Source organism: Ornithinimicrobium humiphilum, from assembly GCF_006716885.1.
Lineage (GTDB): Bacteria > Actinomycetota > Actinomycetes > Actinomycetales > Dermatophilaceae > Ornithinicoccus > Ornithinicoccus humiphilus.
This window is the reverse complement of record NZ_VFPU01000001.1, coordinates 822,229-839,469: the sequence shown is the minus strand read 5'-3', so window position 1 is coordinate 839,469 and position 17,241 is coordinate 822,229. Positions and strand designations below refer to the sequence as shown.

Here is a 17,241-nt window from a genome sequence, read left to right as displayed (position 1 = left end):
GGGGCGTCCGGTCGTCGCACCGGGCGCCCCGGCGCTGTCGTTCAGCGCCGTTGCAGCATCCCCGCGACGTACTCCGCCTGGCCGAGGTGCTTGGCGGCGTCCTCGAGCACCGAGCAGATGCGCACCTGCGCGGTGACGGGCGGGTCCCACGCCTCGTCGACGACCCGGGCGTAACCCTCGGCGTCCAGGCCGTGCAGCAGACGCCGGGTGAGGCCGGCGACGGCCACCGCATACCCCTGCAGCAGAGCTGGATCCGCCACCCGGAACGCCCCGACCTCCTCGGACGACTGGCCGTAGCCGGTGGCCCGCGGCCGGTAGGGCAGCGCGAGGCGCTCCTGCCAGCCCTCGGCGGTCCAGACCTGCTCCTCCCCCGCGATCTGCGCCAGCTGGGCGTCCTGCTGGCGGCTGAGGTGCCAGAGCAGCCAGCCGACCGGGTTGGCCCCGGGATCGGGGCGCCAGCGTAGGTCCTCGGCGGTCAGGCCGTCCAGGACCTGGCCCACCCCCTCCTCGATGCGCGTGAAGCCGTCGAGCAGGACGGCGCGGACGAGAGCGGTGTCGGTGCCCATGACCCGCATGCTGCCACCGGTCGGGGCGCCCGCGCAGGCGAACGGCGTCGCTCACGCCGCGCCGGGGCCGCGCCGCAGCAGGTCTTCGATCTCGTCCTCCCACCCCGCCGAGGCCGGGGAGGCGGAGCCGACGAGCCAGGTGGCACCGGCGTCGGCGTACTCCTGCGCGGGCACACCGCGCCGGTGGTGCGCGACGACGTCCCAGCCCTCGCGCGGCTGCTCCCCGTCGAGGGCGAGGTAACGGGCCAGCTCGTCGGGGGTCGGGTCGTGCGGCGACCCCACGGGCACGACGCCGTCCCAGCGGCGGGCGCGCTCCAGCGGACGCCGGTTGGGCACGACGCCACCGACCCAGACCGGCGGGCGCGGCCGCTGCACGGGGCGCGGCAGCAGGTCGGCCTCGACCCGGTGGTGCTTGCCGGCGAAGCTCGTCGGCCCGCGCAGCAGGGAGTCGATCAGCTCGAGGCCCTCGTCGAGCATCGCGGCCCGGACGCGCGCGTCGGCCTCCTCCCCCAGGTCGGAGAAGTCGCGGTCCGCGGGAGCGCCGAGCCCCACGCCCAGGACCGCCCGGCCGTCGCTCAGGTGGTCGAGGGTGGCGAGCTGCTTGGCGACGACCACGGGCCGGCGGCGCGACAGCGGGGTCACGAGCGTCCCCAGCCGCACGCGCGTGGTCGCGAGCGCCACCGCGCCGAGCATCACCCAGGGGTCGAGCGGCGCGACCCGGCCGCGCCACTGCACGTGGTCCCACAGGAAGACGCCGTCGAAGCCGGCGGCCTCGGCCTCCCGGGCCCAGGCGACCACCCGGGCCGCGTCGGTGAAGGGCGGCAGGCTCACGGCATACCTCATGGGCGGCAGCCTAGCCGCGCCGCACGGACCCCTGGCTGGCATGTGCAGCCAGGCTGTACGTTTGGAGCACCCCACTCCATGTCTGCCCGGCACACCGGTGTCCCGGGCAAGGAAGGCAGGTATGCAGAAGAAGATCCTCGCCCTGGTCGGGTCGGTCGCGGTCATCGCGCCGACGGCCCTGGGCACGGTGGGCGCCGCGGCGGCCACCGACGAGAACCCTCCGGTCACCCTGGTCGACGGCGTCACGGCGCCCGTCTACGACTACGCCGACGCGATCCGCGAGACGGTCTGGGTCGACGCGCCCGACCTCGACGGTGACGGTCAGCGCGAGCGCGTGGCGACCGACATCATCCGGCCGCGCGAGCTCGACGGCTCCGCCAAGGTGCCGGTCATCATGGACGCCAGCCCGTACTACCTGAGCTCCGGCCGCGGCAACGAGGCCGAGCGCAAGCAGTACGACGCCAACGGCGTGCCGACCAAGTTCCCGCTGTTCTACGACAACTACTTCGTGCCGCGCGGCTACGCCTTCGTCGCGGTCGACATGGCCGGCACGGCCCGCTCCACGGGCTGCACCGACCAGGGTGGCCTGTCCGACATCGAGTCGGTCAAGGCCGTCGTCGAGTGGCTCAACGGCGACGCCATCGCCTACGACGCCGAGGGCAAGACCGTCAACGCAGACTGGTCCAACGGCAAGACCGGCATGATCGGCAAGTCCTACGACGGCACGCTGGCCAACGGCGTGGCCGCCTCTGGCGTCGAGGGCCTGCGCACGATCGTGCCGATCGGCGCGATCAGCTCCTGGTACGACTACAACCGCTACCAGAACGCCGTGAAGTCGTTCAACTACCCCAGCTCGCTGTCCCGCAGCATCGCCAACAACCGGACGATCCCGACCGACTGCAGCGCGCGGCTCAACTGGATGAACGCCAACGACGGCGACGAGACCGGTGAGTACACCGACTTCTGGGCCGAGCGCGACTACCGCGAGGGCCCGTACTACGACGCCTCCAAGGTCAAGGCCAGCGTGTTCATCATGCACGGCCTGCAGGACAACAACGTCAAGATGCGCAACGCCTCGAAGTGGTGGGAGGACCTCGGCGAGCACGGTGTCACCCGCAAGATGTGGCTGACCCGCCTGGGCCACGTCGACCCGTTCGACTCCGAGCGCGAGGTCTGGGTCGACACCCTGCACCGGTGGTTCGACCACGAGCTCATGGACATCCCCAACGGCATCCTCAAGGAGCCGGCGGTGAGCGTCGAGGTCGCCCCCGACCGCTGGGAGCACTCGAAGACGTGGCCGATCTCCTCGGCCCGCACCCAGGCCCTGCGCCTGCACTCCGACGGCACGATGATGCTGGGCAAGCAGGACCGTGGCACGGCCAGCTACACCAACCTCGGCACCATGTCCGAGAACGCCGCGATCGCGCTGGGCGACAACGCCAACCGCCTGCTCTTCCTGACGGGCACGACCAAGCACGAGCTGCGCGTCTCCGGCACCCCGACCGTCGACCTGAACGTCACCCACCCCTCGGCGGTCGGTCAGGTCTCGGTCATGCTCGTCGACTACGGCCGCATGGACCGCATCCTGTCCACCGGTGACGGCGCCATGACGACGACCACCGAGACCTGCTGGGGCGAGTCCACCGCGCAGGACGACGCCTGCTACTACGAGATGGCCAAGCGCATCGGCCCGACCGAGCTGCAGGTCCTGGCCCGCGGCTGGGCCCGTCTCGACGGCGCCGGCACCCACCAGGTGCAGGTCGAGCTGCAGGCCAACGACGTCGTCGTCCCGGCCGGCCACCAGCTCGGCCTGGTCATCAGCGGCGCCCGCAACGGCGTCGTGACGGTCGACTCCTCGCGCAACACCTACACGGTCGACCTGTCCCAGAGCCAGCTCAACCTGCCGGTCTCCGGCCCGATGAGCGGCTTCGGCCCCGGCAAGCTCACGGCGAAGGACACCGAGAACCTGAGCCCGGGCACCCTGCCGGCGATGAACCGCATGGTGTTCCCGGTCTGATCCCGGACTGACGCCGCACGCAGCAGGTCCCCCGTCCCGAGCACTTCCGGGGCGGGGGACCTGCCACGTTCGGGGCCGAGGGCGGCCGAGCCGGGTCAGGCCTCGATGACCACAGGCACGACGAGCGGGTTGCGGCGGTGCCGGCGCATCGCCCAGCGGGAGACGGCCCGCGCGATGCGCTGCTCGAGCTCGTGCGGGTCGCCGATCCCCTGGCCGGCCGCCTCGGCGAGCGCCTTCTCGATGTCGGGGATGGCGGCCTCGAACATCTTCTCGTCGGTCCCGAGGCCGCGCGCCAGGAAGTCCGGCGGCTCGGTGAGCCGGCCGGTCTCCGCGTCGACGAGGGCGACCACCGTGACAGTGCCCTGCTGGCTGAGGGTGAGCCGGTCGCGCAGCTCGTCCTCGGTGACGTCGCCGACGGCCCCGCCGGAGACGTAGACGTAGCCGGCGCGCACCTTGCCGGTGACAGCGACCTTGCCCTTGACGAGGTCGACCACGACGCCGTCGTCGACGACCACGACCCGGGAGGGGTCGATGCCCGTGCGGATCGCCAGGTCGGCGTTGGCGCGCAGGTGGCGCCACTCGCCGTGGACCGGCATGACGTTGCGCGGCTGGATGATGTTGTAGCAGTAGACGAGCTCACCCGCGCTGGCGTGACCCGACACGTGCACCTTGGCGTTGCCCTGGTGGACGACCTTGGCGCCCCACCGGGTCAGGCCGTTGATGATGCGCGAGACGGCGTTCTCGTTGCCCGGGATGAGCGAGCTGGCCAGCAGCACCGTGTCACCCTCGCCGACGTGGATCTGGTGGTCCCGGTTGGCCATCCGCGACAGCGCCGCCATCGGCTCGCCCTGGGAGCCGGTGCAGACCAGCGTGACCCTGTTGGGCGGCAGGTCGTCGAGGGCCTTGGCGTCGACGATGAGGCCGCGCGGGACCTTGAGGTAGCCCAGGTCCTGGGCGATCTTCATGTTGCGCACCATCGAGCGCCCGACGAAGGCGACCTTGCGCTTGTGCGCGGCCGCCGCGTCGAGCACCTGCTGGATGCGGTGCACGTGGCTGGCGAAGCTCGAGACGACGATGCGGCCCGGCGCGGTGCGGAAGACCGTCTCGATGGCCGGCGCGAGGTCCTTCTCGGCCATCGTGAAGCCGGGCACCTCGGCGTTGGTGGAGTCGACCATGAAGAGGTCCACGCCCTCCTCGCCGAAGCGCGCGAAGGCGCGCAGGTCGGTGATCCGGTCGTCGAGCGGGAACTGGTCCATCTTGAAGTCGCCGGTGTGCAGCACCGACCCGGCGGCGGTGCGGACCATGACGGCGAGCCCGTCGGGGATGGAGTGGTTGACCGCGACGAACTCGCAGTCGAACGGCCCCAGGGAGAGCCGGTCGCCCTCGGCGACCTGGTTGGTCCGCGGCTTGATGCGGTGCTCCTTGAGCTTGGCCGTGATCAGCGCCAGCGTCAGGCGCGAGCCGATGACCGGGATGTCGCCGCGCTCCTTGAGGAGGTAGGGCACCCCGCCGATGTGGTCCTCGTGGCCGTGCGTGAGCACGACGCCCACGACGTCCTGCCACCGGTCCTTGAGGTAGGAGAAGTCGGGCAGGATCACGTCGACGCCGGGCTGGTGCTCCTCGGGGAAGAGCACGCCGCAGTCGATGACCAGCAGCTTGCCGCGGTGCTCCAGGACGGCCATGTTGCGGCCGACCTCGCCCAGGCCCCCGAGCGCCACCACCCGGAGGCCGTCGCGCGGCAGCTTGGGGGGAGCCTTCAGCTCGGGATGGGGGTTGCTCATGCGTCTCCTCGGGAGTCGGGGGTAGGGGGTCTGCGGCGGGTCTGGTGCCCACCGGTCTCACGCCCGACCCTACTCGTGCCGAAGGCCGCCCGCGCCCCGTCGCGAGCGGCCCCCGGCCAGGATCAGCGGACCGTCACCTGGTGGCGCCCGGCGGGTATGCCGTTCAGGCCCAGGGCGGGGGCTGCGGCAGCTCCACCTCGGTGGACAGCCCGGCGTCCCGGCCGCGGGCGACCCAGAGCAGCAGCTGGCCGGGCGTGCCGGCGACGACGGGCCCGCCACCGGACAGCGTCATCTCGTCCAGCCCCTCCGGCCGCAGCGTGAGGGCCGGAGCGTCGCCGCCGGCGTCCCACTCGCGCACGCCGCGCCGCAGCGTGCGGGCCACCCACCCGGGGTCGGCCTGGTCGAAGGTGTAGTCGGTGTCGAGGTCGACGTGGTGGAAGACCACCTCGAGGATGCGCATGGCGATGACCTGGTGGCCCTGCACCGGCGTGCCGGTGCGGGTGCGGACCTCCGCCTCGCCCGCCGGCCCGGTGAGGGCGGCGGCGTGCTCGCGGAAGCGGAAGGCCGTGTCGCGCACGTCGGCGTGGATCTCCTCCAGCGGCCGGCTGGCGCCCTCGGCGATCTCGGCGTCGCGCTGCTCGTCCGAGGCGTAGGCGGGCCGCTCCTGCCCGTCGACGGCCCACTGCACGAGGTTGCACAGGGCGTCGGCGTTGCGGGCGACATGGGTGAGCAGGGTGGCGACGTCCCAGCCCTCGCAGAGCGTCGCGCGGGAGGGGTCGGTGAGGCGGGTGCAGGTGGTGAGGAGCCGGTCGGTCTCGACGTCGAGCAGCTCGAGGTTGGCGGCGGCGCGGTTGGTCATGGCTGCTCCTTCTGCTCCCGCAGGAGCGCGACGTCCGAGACGACGGCGATGTGGTGGGTCATGGCGGCGGCGGCGGCCGCCCCGTCGCGCCGGCGGATCGCCTCGGCGACCGCACGGTGCATCTCGAGCGACTCCTGGGGGCGCCCCGGCTGGGAGAGCGACTCGATGCGCGTCTCCAGGATGAGCTCGCGGATCTCGGCCATGAGCCGCTGGAGCACCCGGGAGTGGGCCGCGCTCGTCACCGCCTCGTGGAAGGCCCGGTCGCCCTCCAGCCCCCTGCTGCCCGCGGCGACCTGCTGCTCCATCTCGGCCAGCGCGGCGTCGATCTCGGCCATGTCCTCGGCGGTATGACGCTCGGCGGCGAGCTCGGCGAGCTTGGCCTCCAGCGCCGACCGCGCGTCGATGACGTCCGGGAGCGTGTCCTGGTGGTGACGGACCGCCTCGACGAGGGACCGTTCGGGGTCGGGCGGGGCCGTCACGACGATCCCCTCGCCGTGCCGGACGTGGACCTGGCCCACGACCTCGAGGGCCACGAGCGCCTGGGCCAGGGAGGCCCGGCTCACGCCGAGGGCCTGCGCCAGCTCGCGCTCGGGAGGGAGCCTGTCTCCGGGCTCCAGGCCCTGCGTGCGGATGTGGTCGACGAGCAGCTCGACGATCTGCTCGTAGAGGCGGGGCCGGTGCACCCGCGCCGGGGCCGCGACGCTGCGGTGCGTCGCGGGTGGCTGCGTCATTGCGTCCATGCGGCGCAGTGTATTGACAACTGGCCTACTTGCCTATTGGCTAGGCCACTGATCCAAGGAGGCCAGACAACTGATGTTTGAGACTGACGGCAACGACGCCGCCGCGGGGCGGCAGGGCCCGCTCGCGGGCACGGTCGTGGTGGACCTGACCCGCGCGCTCGCCGGCCCGCACGCGGGGATGATGATGGCCGACCTCGGCGCCCGCGTCATCAAGGTCGAGACCCCCGGCACCGGCGACGACACCCGCTCCTGGGGCCCGCCCTTCGTGGAGGGTTCCGACGGCGAGGCGGTCGCGACCTACTTCCTGTCGTGCAACCGCAACAAGGAGTCCATCGCCCTGGACCTGAAGTCCGACGACGGCCGTGAGGTGCTCACCGCCCTCGTCCGCCGCGCGGACGTGCTCATGGAGAACTTCCGCCCGGGCACCCTGGACCGGCTCGGCTTCTCCCCCGAGCGGCTGGCCGATCTCAACCCCCGCCTGGTCGTCCTGTCGATCTCCGGCTTCGGCCACGACGGCCCCGAGGGCGGCCGCGCCGGCTACGACCAGATCGCCCAGGGCGAGGCCGGCCTGATGTCGCTGACCGGCTCCGGGCCGGACGACCCGCAGCGCGTCGGCGTGCCGATCGGCGACCTGCTCTCGGGCATGTACGGCGCCTACGGCGTGCTCGCCGCGCTCCTCGAGCGCGAGCGCACCGGCCGCGGCCAGGTCGTGCGCACCTCGCTGCTGGCCTCGATCATCGGCGTCCACGCCTTCCAGGGCACCCGGTGGACCGTCGCCGGCGAGGTCCCCCGCGCCCAGGGCAACCACCACCCCTCGATCGCCCCCTACGGCCTCTTCCGCTGCGCCGACGGCGCGGTGCAGATCGCCTGCGGCAACGAGAGCCTGTGGCGCCGGCTGTGCGCCGAGTTCGGGCTCGACCCCGACGCCGAGGGCCTGGCCACCAACGCCGAGCGCGTCGCCCGCCGCCAGCAGGTCATCGACCTGCTCGAGAGCACCTTCGCCGACATCGACGGGGAGACCCTGCTGGCCCGCCTCTCCGGCGCGGGCGTCCCCGCCGGCAAGGTCCGCAACCTCCAGGAGGTCTACGAGTGGGAGCAGACCCGCTCCCAGGGCCTGCTCGTCGACGTCGAGCACCCCACCCTCGGCGAGGTCACCCTCCCCGGGCCGCCGCTGCGCTTCTTCGCCCCCGACGGCACGGAGACCACCCCGTCCGAGCACACCAGCCCGCCGCTCCTCGACCAGCACGGTCAGGCCCTCCGCGCCTGGCTGCAGGAGGGCTGACGTGGCCCGGCTGAGCGCGACCGAGGTGCTCGACGCCGCCCTCGACCCCGGCAGCTTCGTCTCCTGGGACACCGAGCCGGTGCAGCCCGACCTGGGTGAGGACTACGTCGCCACGCTGGCCCGCGCCCGCGAGCGCAGCGGCGTCGACGAGGCCGTCATCACCGGCGAGGCCACCCTGGCCGGCCGCCGGGTGGCGGTCGCCGCCGGCGAGTTCGGCTTCCTGGCGGGGTCGATGGGCGGCGCCGCGAGCGAGCGACTCACGCTCGCCTTCGAGCGCGCCACCCGCGAGGGCCTGCCGATGCTGACCTCCCCCTCCTCCGGAGGCACCCGCATGCAGGAGGGCACGCCCGCCTTCCTGCAGATGGTCAAGCTCGGCCAGGCCGTGGCGGCCCACCGCAGGGCGGGCCTGCCCTACCTGGTCTACCTGCGCGACCCCACGACCGGCGGCGTGCTCGCCTCCTGGGGCTCGCTCGGCCACCTGACCGTCGCCGAGCCGGGCGCCCTCATCGGCTTCCTCGGCCCCCGCGTGCGCGAGATCATCCACGGCGAGCCCTTTCCCGAGGGCGTCCAGCTCGCCGAGAACCTCTCCCGCCGTGGCGTCATCGACGGGGTCGTGCCGCTCGAGGGCGTGCGCCCGCTCGCCATCGCCGCGCTCGACGTCATCCTCGGCGACCAGCGCCCGGCCGCCCGCGAGGCCTCCGACGCCGAGCCCCTCGACCTCGAGGAGCTCGTCGCCCGCCCCGCGTGGGAGTCGGTCACCTCGACCCGCCGCCCCGAGCGTCCCGGCCTGCGCGAGCTGCTGGCCACGAGCGCCGAGACCTTCATCCCGCTCAAGGGCACCGGGTCGGGCGAGTCCGACCTCACGGTCATCATGGGCCTGGCGCGCTTCCCCGGTTTCTCCTGCATCCTCGTGGGCCAGGACCGCAAGGCCCAGCAGGACGCCTACCTCGGCCCGGGCGCCCTGCGCGTCGCCCAGCGCGGATTCGCGCTCGCCGAGGAGCTCGGCCTGCCCCTGCTCACGGTGATCGACACCCCGGGCGCCGACCTGTCGACCGAGGCCGAGCACGGCGGGATGGCCGGCGAGATCGCCCGCTGCCTGGCGGCGCTCGCCACGGTCGAGGTGCCGGTCGTCTCGGTCATCCTCGGCGAGGGCACCGGCGGCGGTGCGCTCGCGCTCATGCCGGCCGACCGCACCGTCTGCGCCGAGCACGGGTGGATCGCGCCCCTTCCTCCCGAGGGGGCCAGCGCGATCGTGCACCGCACCGGTGAGCGCGCGGCCGAGATGGCCGAGGCCCACCGCATCCGTGCCACGGACCTCCTCACGCTCGGCGCGGTCGACGAGATCGTCCCCGAGCGTCCCGATGCTGCCGACGAGCCGGAGGCCTTCTGCCACCGGGTCGTCGACGCCGTCGCCACCCATCTGGCCGAGCTGCTGCCGGTCCCCCAGGAGGACCGGATGCGGGCGCGCCACGAGAGGTACCGACGGATCCACTGACCCCACCCACCCGGTGGGCAGTGGCACACGAACCGGCCCCACCCCATACCCCTGCGGGGTGGGGCCTCACCTTGCAAAGGAGCACATTCTGATGAACATCCGCACGCCCCTGCTTCCCCTGGCCGTGGCCGTCTCGCTCGGCGTCAGCGCCTGCGCGGCCCCCGGTTCCGGCAACAGCGGTGGTGAGGGCTCCGGGGGGAGCGGAGACACGGCGGCCGCGGAGTGCGGCGACGTGACCCTGCGCCTGTCGCACCAGTGGCCCGAGCCGACCACCGACGAGGGTGACTTCCGCTCGGTCGTCGCCCAGCGCTTCGCCGACGAGATCTCCGAGGCCACCGACGGCCAGGTCGAGGTCACGGTCTACCCCAACAGCACGCTGTCCAAGGCGACCGAGCAGTACGACGCCATGATGAACGGCTCGATCGACATGTCGGTCTTCCCGCTCGACTACGCCTCGGGCCGCGTCCCGGAGTGGTCGATCACCCTCATGCCCGGCCTGATCCGCAACCACGACGACGTCCTGAAGTGGGACCAGGGCGAGATCGGCGCCGCGGTCGAGGAGAACATGAAGGAGAACGGCCTCGTCCTGCTGACCAACGTGTGGAACGCCGGCGCGATCGGCGTCAAGGGCGACCCCATCCTGCGTCCGGAGGACGTCCAGGGCGGCATGACGATGCGCGCCGCGGGCACCTACGTGGAGAAGATGCTCGAGGCCGCCGGCGCGGGCATCACCTCGCTGCCGAGCTCGGAGATCTACACCGGTATGCAGACCGGCGTGCTCGACGCGGCCGTCACCTCCACCGGCTCGTTCGCGTCCTACAACCTGCAGGAGCAGGTCGACTCCTACACCTCCCCGACCACGCACACCTTCTGGTTCATGTACGAGCCGCTGGTCATCACCACCTCCTCCTTCGAGAAGCTGTGCGCGGAGCAGCAGGAGGCCGTGCTCGAGGTCGGCCAGGGCCTGCAGGACTACGCCTACGACGCCTCCCGCGAGGACGACGCCCGCGTCGAGAAGATCTTCGCCGACGCCGGTGTCGAGGTCGTGCAGATGAGCGAGGAGGACTACGAGGCCTGGATGCCGCTGGCGCAGGAGCAGTGGGAGGCCTACACCTCCGCCGTCGACGGCGGCCAGGAGCTGCTCGACCTCGCGCTGAAGGTCCGCGAGGGTCGATGAGCACGCCGACCGCCACCACCTCCGGACGACGGGCGCCGCTCGTCGTCCGGGCGGTGGGCCGCCTCTCGGAGCTGACGGGCTACCTGTCGGCCCTCGCGCTGATCGCCGCGACGCTGGTCACCTCGCACGGCGTCTTCATGCGCTACGTGCTGAAGAAGCCGACCATCTGGCAGACCGAGACCACGATCTACCTGCTGATGATCGTGGCCTTCGTCGGCGCGGCCTACGGCCTCAAGCACCACGCCCACGTCGGCGTCGACCTGCTCATCGAGAAGGTCCCCACCCGGCCGCAGCTGGTCGTCCGCCTCGTCACGGCCGTGGCCTGCCTCGCGGTGGTCCTCGTCGTGATGTGGACGGCCTACCAGGGCTGGTACGAGGCCTACCTCTACGACCACCGCTCGCCCACGGCCTTCCGCTTCCCGCTGTGGATCGCCTACGCGATCCTGCCGCTCGGCATGCTGCTGGTCGCACTGCAGTACCTCGCGATGATCCTCGAGGGCGTGCTCGGGCTGGCGGGCCGGCTGCCGCTGTCGGAGGTGTCGCTGCTCAGCGGCACCAGCGAGCTGGCGCACGTGCAGTCCGAGCTGGAGCTCGACCGTGAGCTCCACCCCGGCCAGGGGACTCCCGAGGAGACCGGGTCCGACGACGAGAGGAGCGCACGATGAGCTCACTGGGCCAGGGCGCCGTCATCGGCCTCATCGCGATGGTGCTCTTCATGACGGGTATGCCGATCGCGTTCGCCCTCGCGATCACCGCGCTCGTCTCCATCCTGCTCTTCCTCGGGCCGGACCAGTTCGACCTCTTCGGCAAGATGGTCTTCGACTCGCTCAACGACTTCGGGCTCCTCGCGATCCCGCTGTTCGTCCTCATGGGCAACATGTTCGGCGGGTCGCAGGCCAGCAAGCAGCTCTTCGAGGCCGGCGAGGCCTGGCTGTCGCGGATCCGCGGCGGCCTGGCGATGAGCTCGGTGGCCGCGTCCACGCTGTTCGCCGCGCTCACCGGCTCCTCCCCCGCCACGTCCGCCGCCATCGGCCGGGTGGCCGTGCCCGAGATGGCCGCGCGCGGCTACTCGGCACGGATCGCCACCGGTGCCGTCGCGGCCGGCGGCACGCTGGGCATCCTCATCCCGCCGAGCGTGACGCTGATCCTCTACGGCATCGCGGCCGAGCAGTCCATCGGGCAGCTCTTCGCGGCGGGCATCGTGCCCGGTCTGGTCATCTCGGTGATGTTCTGCATCTGGGTCTACATCGCCCAGAAGATGGAGGACCGCAAGCCGCTGAAGGACCTCGGCTGGGGCGACATGGAGCACGAGGTGCCGGAGCGCCGCACCTACACCTGGGCGGACCGCTTCAAGGCCCTCGGCAAGACCCTGCCGTTCGCCGTGCTCATCCTGGTCATCCTCATCGTGCTCTACCGCGGCATCGCGACGCCGAGCGAGGCGGCCGCCATCGGCGTGCTCCTGGTCTTCGTCATGGTGGCCTTCCTCTACCGCGGGCTCACCGGGCGCCAGTTCACCGACGTGCTGCTGGAGTCGACCAACCAGAGCACGATGATCCTGCTCATCACCGCCTTCTCCGCGGTGATCGCGACGGTGCTGAGCTATCTGCGCGTCCCGCAGGACCTCGCGGCGGCCGTGACCGATGCCGAGCTCAACAAGTGGGTCGTGCTGATCCTCATCAACCTGATCCTGCTCGTCATGGGCTTCTTCCTGCCGCCCGTGTCGATCATCGTCATGACCACGCCGATCCTGCTGCCGCTGGTCCTCGGCCTGGGCTTCGACCCGATCTGGTTCGGCATCATCATGACGATCAACATGGAGATGGGCCTGATCACGCCGCCGGTGGGTCTCAACCTCTACGTGCTGAAGGGCATCGTGCCCAAGGTGCCGCTGAAGGAGATCCTCATCGGCTCGCTCCCCTACGTCGGGGTGCTGGGCCTGGCGATCGCGCTGTTCTCGATCTTCCCCGAGATCGTGCTCTTCGTCCCCCGGCTGCTCTACTGAGCGGTCCAGGACGACCACGTAGGGCGGGTGCCGGTTCGGCACCCGCCCTCCGGCGTCTCCCGAGGGTGACCGGAACTCCCCGCGGGCGGTGCTGCACGGCATACCCTGACGTCGTGCGCGACCCCGAGATCACGCTCCGCTTCCTCGCCGCCCCGACCGACGCAGGTCAGTCCGGCAGCGTGAGCGCGGGCAGGGTGCTCGAGTGGATCGACAAGGCGGGGTATGCCGCGGCCGCCCGGTGGAGCGGGGGCTACACGGTCACCGCCTACGTCGGCAACGTGCGCTTCAGCCGGCCCGTCGAGGTTGGCGACCTCGTCGAGGCACGGGCGCGGGTCGTGCTCACCGGCCGCACGAGCATGCACGTCACGGTGCAGGTCAGCTCGGGCCCGCCGACGACCGGTGGCCTGGAGCCGGCGACGCAGTGCCTGATGATCTTCGTCGCCGTCGACGGCGAGGGGCGGCCGACCCAGGTGCCGACCTTCGAGCCGCGGTCGATGGAGGAACGCCTGCTGGAGCAGTGGGCGCAGCGTCGCGCCGAGGTGCGGGCCGAGGTGCAGGCGGCCATGGAGCGGCAGACCTACAGCGACGCGGGCACGGCGCCGCGGGAGGTGCTGCGGTTCCTCGCGGCGCCGACCGACGTCAACTGGGGCGGCAAGGTGCACGGCGGCATCGTCATGAGGTGGATCGACGAAGCCGCGCACGTGCTCGTCACGCGGTGGACGCAGAACCCGCGCAACGTCGCGATCTTCACCGGCGGCGTGCGGTTCTACCAGCCGCTGCGCATCGGCGACCTGGTCGAGGTGGAGGCCAGGCTGCTGCATACCGGGCCGCACTCGATGCACGTGGGCGTGCACGTGCGCTCCGGCGATCCGGCCACCGGCGAGCTGCACCAGACGACCTTCTGCCGGACCGTCTTCGTCGTGCTCGACGACTCAGGTCGGGCGGCCGAGGTGCCGCGCTGGGAGCCGGTGAGCGAGGAGGACCGGGCGCTCGACGAGCACGCGGTCGAGCTGGTGCGGATCCGGCAGCGCTTCGGGGAGTGAGCGGGCCCGGCGCCGCGTGGGCGACGCCGGGCCTCTCGCTCGGACCGGGTGGCTCAGACCTCGATCTCGAGCAGCTCGCGCAGGTTGTCGTCGAGCTGGGTGAGGTAGGTCTCCTCGAAGCCGAACAGGCCGAAGTGGCCGGCGATCGAGGGCAGCACGCGCAGCTCGCTGCCGGGCGTGAGCTCTTGCTCGCGGCGGCAGTCGCGGACGGGGAAGAACATGTCCTCGTCGATCGGCATGACGAAGGTCTTGGCGGTGATGCGCCCGAGGGCCGCCGCGAGGTCGCCGCCGGTGTTGCGGGCGACGTCGCCGCGCTGCCACTTCCACGCCATCGACAGCAGCGCGTTGGGGTCCATCGCGGCGAAGGTCGGCCGCAGGAAGCGGTCGCGGAACTCCACGAAGGTGTCCCAGGTGACGTCCGGCAGTTCCACGTTGCGCCAGAACTCGGTGCGCCAGAACTCCGTCGACAGACCCATGACGGCCCAGATGTCGGCGTGCCGGCGCAGGCCGTCGGCGACATCGGCGGGCGAGGAGTAGCTGCCGCCGTTCCAGCCCGGGTCGGAGGTGATCGCGTCCATGAGCGTCTGGGTGAAGAGGAAGTCGTGCGGCGTGTTCTGCGCGGTGCCGGCGATCGGCGCGGCGCGCAGCACCTTGTCCGGGAAGCGGACCGCCCACTCCCACGTCTGCTGGGCGCCCATCGACCCGCCGACGACCAGGGCGAGCCGCTCGATCCCGAAGACCTCGCGCAGCAGCTGCTCCTGGGCGCGGACGTCGTCACCGATCCGCACGTGCGGGAAGGCCGACATCGCGATCTCGCCGTCGGTGTTGTGCGGCGAGGTCGAGCAGCCGTTGCCGATCTGGTTGACGACGACGATGAAGTACTTCTCCGGGTCGAGCGCGCGGCCGGGGCCGATGTAGGTCAGCTCCCACGTCTGGTGCGTCCCGGAGAACCACGTCGGGACGAGGATCGCGTTGTCCTTGGCGTCGTTGAGCGTGCCGTAGGTCGCGACGGCGAGCTGCAGGTCGGGGATGGCCCCGCCCTCCTCGAGCTCGAAGCGGCCCAACGAGTGCAGGTCGTAGGGACCCTGCACCTCCGGTGAGTAGAACGGGTTCTCCAGTGCCATCTCTGTCTCCTCGTCGAGCAGGTGTGCAGTGCAGGTCTGCGGTGTGCTCGGGAGCGTAGCGGCGGCACCCGGCCCGCGGGTGGAGGTCGAGGGTGTCCGGCAGAATGCCGAGAGGTGGCACGTCAGCCGTGAACCCGACCGAGAGGCAATCCACCGTGGAGATCACCCAGTCGTTCATCGACGGCGAGTCGGTGCCCAGCGCCGACACCTACGACAACATCGACCCCGCCACCGGCCGCTCCCTGGGGCCGGTCGCCCGCTCCGGCACGGAGGAGGTCGACCGCGCCGTGCAGGCCGCGGCCGCGGCCCAGCCGGCCTGGAACGCCACCCTGCCGGAGCACCGGTCGGCGGTGCTGAGCCGCGTCGCCGACCTGGTCGACGCGAACGCCGAGGCGCTGGCCCGCCTGGAGTCGGAGGACACCGGCAAGCCGCTCGGCCAGGCCCGGACCGACGCGACGGTCTGCGCCCGCTACTTCCGCTTCTACGCGCACGCGATCGACACCTACTACGGCGAGACCATCCCGCTGGCGGCCGACCAGCTCGTCTACACCCGCCGCGAGCCCTTCGGCGTGGTCGGCTCGATCATCGCGTGGAACTACCCGATGCAGCTGCTGGCCCGCGCGGTCGCTGCTGCCGTGGCCACCGGCAACGCGACGATCATCAAGCCGGCCGACGAGACGCCGCGCACCGCGGTCGCCATCGCGCGCCTGGCGATCGAGGCGGGTATGCCGCCGGGCATCTTCAACGTCGTCACCGGCATCGGCGCGGAGGCGGGTGCGGCGCTGACCGCCCACCCGGGCGTCGCGCACCTGGGCTTCGTCGGCTCGACGCAGATCGGGTCGACGATCGCGCACGCCGCGGCGGACCGGGTGGTGCCGACCGTGCTCGAGCTCGGCGGCAAGTCGGCGCAGATCGTCTTCCCCGACGCCGACCTCGACACCGCCGCGACCTTCCTGACGAAGGCGATCCTGCAGAACGCCGGCCAGACCTGCTCCGCGGGATCGCGCCTGCTCGTGCACCACTCGATCCACCAGGAGCTGCTGTCGAAGGTCGCCGACCACTTCGGCAAGGTCTCGATCGGCCCCGGCCGCGAGGACCCCGACCTCGGGCCCCTGGTGTCCGCCAAGCAGCAGGGTCGGGTCCGGGGCATGGTCGAGACCGCGCTGGAAGGCCCCGGCGAGGTGATCGTGGGCGGCACCGTCCCCGACGAGGAGCGGCTCGCCGGCGGGGCCTACTTCTCCCCCACGCTCATCGACGGCGTGGACCCCGCCTCGCAGATCGCTCAGGAGGAGGTCTTCGGGCCGGTGCTGGTGTCGATGCAGTTCGACACCGAGGAGGAGGCGGTGGCGCTCGCCAACGGCACCGACTACGCCCTGCTCGGCGCGATCTGGACGAAGGACCTGAGCCGGGCGCACCGGATGGCCGCCGCCGTCCAGGCGGGGCAGGTCTACGTCAACACCTATGGCGCCGGAGGCGGTGTGGAGCTGCCGTTCGGCGGGTTCAAGAAGTCGGGCTACGGCCGGGAGAAGGGCCGCGAGGCGCTCGACGCCTACACCCAGACCAAGACGGTGATCGTCAAGCTCTGACACGGCATACCTCAGCAGACAGAGTGTCCGGTTGTGGTCGTGATAGCGACCACAACCGGACACACTGATTCGAGGGTCAGAGGAAGCGGCGGACGAACTCGCGCGTGCGCTCCTGCTGCGGGTGTTCGAGCACCTGGCCGGGCGGGCAGGTGACCGATCGGTGTCGTCATGGCGACACGACCGGTCCCACTGTCGTCCCGTCGGGGTCCTAGAGTGACCAGCGTGACGCTCCACGACATACCTCTGACCACGCTCGACGGCCGCCCGACCACGCTCGGCGAGCACGCCGGCCGCGTCCTGCTCCTCGTCAACGTCGCCTCGCGCTGCGGGCTCACCCCGCAGTACGCCGGGCTCGAGCAGCTGCAGGAAGAGTACGGCGACCGCGGGCTGACCGTCGTCGGCTTCCCGTGCAACCAGTTCGGCGGGCAGGAGCCGGGGACCAACGAGGAGATCGCGGAGTTCTGTTCGGCGACCTACGGCGTGACCTTCCCGATGATGGACAAGGTCGAGGTGAACGGCGAGGGGCGACACCCGCTCTTCGTCGAGCTGACGCAGGTCGCGGACGCCGAGGGCGAGGCCGGCGACGTCACCTGGAACTTCGAGAAGTGGCTCGTCGACGGGGATGGCGAGCCGGTCGCACGCTTCCGCCCCCGGACCGAACCGACCGACCCGGCCGTCGTCGGGGCCATCGAGGACGCCCTGGCGCGCCTGGGCGACGCCTGAGCG

15 protein-coding genes are annotated in these 17,241 nt (G+C 71.9%); 9 read left to right on the top strand and 6 right to left on the bottom strand.

Annotated elements, in window-relative coordinates; translation table 11 throughout:
* Positions 1–41: 41 nt before the first annotated feature.
* Positions 42–566: a mycothiol transferase gene (locus FB476_RS03815; protein ID WP_141817608.1), complete on the bottom strand. Its 525-nt coding sequence runs from the start codon at positions 564–566 to the stop codon at positions 42–44.
* Between the two features lie 51 nt (positions 567–617).
* Positions 618–1,409, bottom strand: coding sequence for an LLM class flavin-dependent oxidoreductase (locus FB476_RS03810; protein ID WP_170233514.1), 792 nt, complete (start codon positions 1,407–1,409; stop codon positions 618–620).
* A 121-nt stretch (positions 1,410–1,530) separates the two neighbouring features.
* On the opposite strand from FB476_RS03810, the gene FB476_RS03805 reads away from it, so the two are divergent.
* Positions 1,531–3,426: a CocE/NonD family hydrolase gene (locus tag FB476_RS03805; protein ID WP_170233513.1), complete on the top strand. Its 1,896-nt coding sequence runs from the start codon at positions 1,531–1,533 to the stop codon at positions 3,424–3,426.
* A gap of 95 nt (positions 3,427–3,521) precedes the next feature.
* Here FB476_RS03805 and FB476_RS03800 read toward each other — a convergent pair whose 3' ends face one another.
* The 3 genes from FB476_RS03800 to FB476_RS03790 form a co-directional block, all read right to left on the bottom strand.
* Positions 3,522–5,207 carry a ribonuclease J gene (locus tag FB476_RS03800; RefSeq protein WP_141817605.1) on the bottom strand — a complete coding sequence of 562 codons (1,686 nt, stop codon included), beginning with the start codon at positions 5,205–5,207 and terminating at the stop codon, positions 3,522–3,524.
* Between the two features lie 163 nt (positions 5,208–5,370).
* Complete coding sequence (locus tag FB476_RS03795) at positions 5,371–6,066, bottom strand: maleylpyruvate isomerase family mycothiol-dependent enzyme (RefSeq protein ID WP_141817604.1); 696 nt, start codon at positions 6,064–6,066, stop codon at positions 5,371–5,373.
* Complete coding sequence (locus FB476_RS03790; protein WP_141819817.1) at positions 6,063–6,797, bottom strand: FadR/GntR family transcriptional regulator; 735 nt, start codon at positions 6,795–6,797, stop codon at positions 6,063–6,065. Before FB476_RS03790 ends, FB476_RS03795 begins: the two co-directional genes overlap by 4 nt.
* Positions 6,798–6,879: 82 nt before the next feature.
* Between FB476_RS03790 and FB476_RS03785 the strand changes: the two genes are divergently transcribed.
* From FB476_RS03785 to FB476_RS03760, 6 genes are all read left to right on the top strand, one after another.
* Positions 6,880–8,088 carry a CaiB/BaiF CoA transferase family protein gene (locus FB476_RS03785; protein WP_141817603.1) on the top strand — a complete coding sequence of 403 codons (1,209 nt, stop codon included), beginning with the start codon at positions 6,880–6,882 and terminating at the stop codon, positions 8,086–8,088.
* Between the two features lies 1 nt (position 8,089).
* Positions 8,090–9,583, top strand: coding sequence for a carboxyl transferase domain-containing protein (locus FB476_RS03780; protein ID WP_141817602.1), 1,494 nt, complete (start codon positions 8,090–8,092; stop codon positions 9,581–9,583).
* Positions 9,584–9,674: 91 nt separating this feature from the next.
* A complete protein-coding gene (gene dctP / locus FB476_RS03775) occupies positions 9,675–10,760 on the top strand; it encodes a TRAP transporter substrate-binding protein DctP (protein ID WP_141817601.1) in 1,086 nt (361 codons plus the stop codon).
* Positions 10,757–11,425, top strand: coding sequence for a TRAP transporter small permease subunit (locus FB476_RS03770; RefSeq protein WP_141817600.1), 669 nt, complete (start codon positions 10,757–10,759; stop codon positions 11,423–11,425). Before dctP ends, FB476_RS03770 begins: the two co-directional genes overlap by 4 nt.
* Positions 11,422–12,762, top strand: a complete 1,341-nt coding sequence (locus FB476_RS03765) for a TRAP transporter large permease (RefSeq protein ID WP_141817599.1) — start codon at positions 11,422–11,424, stop codon at positions 12,760–12,762. The genes FB476_RS03770 and FB476_RS03765 overlap by 4 nt, the downstream gene beginning before the upstream one ends.
* Positions 12,763–12,875: 113 nt before the next feature.
* Positions 12,876–13,805, top strand: a complete 930-nt coding sequence (locus FB476_RS03760) for an acyl-CoA thioesterase (protein ID WP_141817598.1) — start codon at positions 12,876–12,878, stop codon at positions 13,803–13,805.
* A gap of 53 nt (positions 13,806–13,858) precedes the next feature.
* Here the strand turns inward: FB476_RS03760 and FB476_RS03755 are convergent, their stop codons facing one another.
* The gene (locus tag FB476_RS03755) at positions 13,859–14,929 is read right to left on the bottom strand and encodes an alpha/beta fold hydrolase (protein ID WP_141817597.1); all 1,071 of its coding nucleotides are present in this window, start codon (positions 14,927–14,929) and stop codon (positions 13,859–13,861) included.
* A gap of 155 nt (positions 14,930–15,084) precedes the next feature.
* On the opposite strand from FB476_RS03755, the gene FB476_RS03750 reads away from it, so the two are divergent.
* Together FB476_RS03750 and FB476_RS03745 are read left to right on the top strand one after the other, a co-directional pair.
* The gene (locus FB476_RS03750) at positions 15,085–16,515 is read left to right on the top strand and encodes an aldehyde dehydrogenase family protein (RefSeq protein WP_337678331.1); all 1,431 of its coding nucleotides are present in this window, start codon (positions 15,085–15,087) and stop codon (positions 16,513–16,515) included.
* 222 nt (positions 16,516–16,737) lie between these two features.
* Positions 16,738–17,238 (top strand): glutathione peroxidase, encoded by a 501-nt coding sequence (locus FB476_RS03745; RefSeq protein WP_141817595.1) that lies wholly within the window; start codon positions 16,738–16,740, stop codon positions 17,236–17,238.
* Positions 17,239–17,241 lie beyond the last annotated feature (3 nt).

What these genes read in the sequence shown, in the direction of transcription:
- FB476_RS03815 (WP_141817608.1), bottom strand. Translation starts at nt 566, where the DNA reads ATGGGCACCGACACCGCTCTCGTCCGCGCCGTCCTGCTCGACGGCTTC.
- FB476_RS03810 (WP_170233514.1), bottom strand. Translation starts at nt 1,409, where the DNA reads ATGAGGTATGCCGTGAGCCTGCCGCCCTTCACCGACGCGGCCCGGGTG.
- FB476_RS03805 (WP_170233513.1), top strand. Translation starts at nt 1,531, where the DNA reads ATGCAGAAGAAGATCCTCGCCCTGGTCGGGTCGGTCGCGGTCATCGCG.
- FB476_RS03800 (WP_141817605.1), bottom strand. Translation starts at nt 5,207, where the DNA reads ATGAGCAACCCCCATCCCGAGCTGAAGGCTCCCCCCAAGCTGCCGCGC.
- FB476_RS03795 (WP_141817604.1), bottom strand. Translation starts at nt 6,066, where the DNA reads ATGACCAACCGCGCCGCCGCCAACCTCGAGCTGCTCGACGTCGAGACC.
- FB476_RS03790 (WP_141819817.1), bottom strand. Translation starts at nt 6,797, where the DNA reads ATGACGCAGCCACCCGCGACGCACCGCAGCGTCGCGGCCCCGGCGCGG.
- FB476_RS03785 (WP_141817603.1), top strand. Translation starts at nt 6,880, where the DNA reads ATGTTTGAGACTGACGGCAACGACGCCGCCGCGGGGCGGCAGGGCCCG.
- dctP (WP_141817601.1), top strand. Translation starts at nt 9,675, where the DNA reads ATGAACATCCGCACGCCCCTGCTTCCCCTGGCCGTGGCCGTCTCGCTC.
- FB476_RS03770 (WP_141817600.1), top strand. Translation starts at nt 10,757, where the DNA reads ATGAGCACGCCGACCGCCACCACCTCCGGACGACGGGCGCCGCTCGTC.
- FB476_RS03765 (WP_141817599.1), top strand. Translation starts at nt 11,422, where the DNA reads ATGAGCTCACTGGGCCAGGGCGCCGTCATCGGCCTCATCGCGATGGTG.
- FB476_RS03755 (WP_141817597.1), bottom strand. Translation starts at nt 14,929, where the DNA reads ATGGCACTGGAGAACCCGTTCTACTCACCGGAGGTGCAGGGTCCCTAC.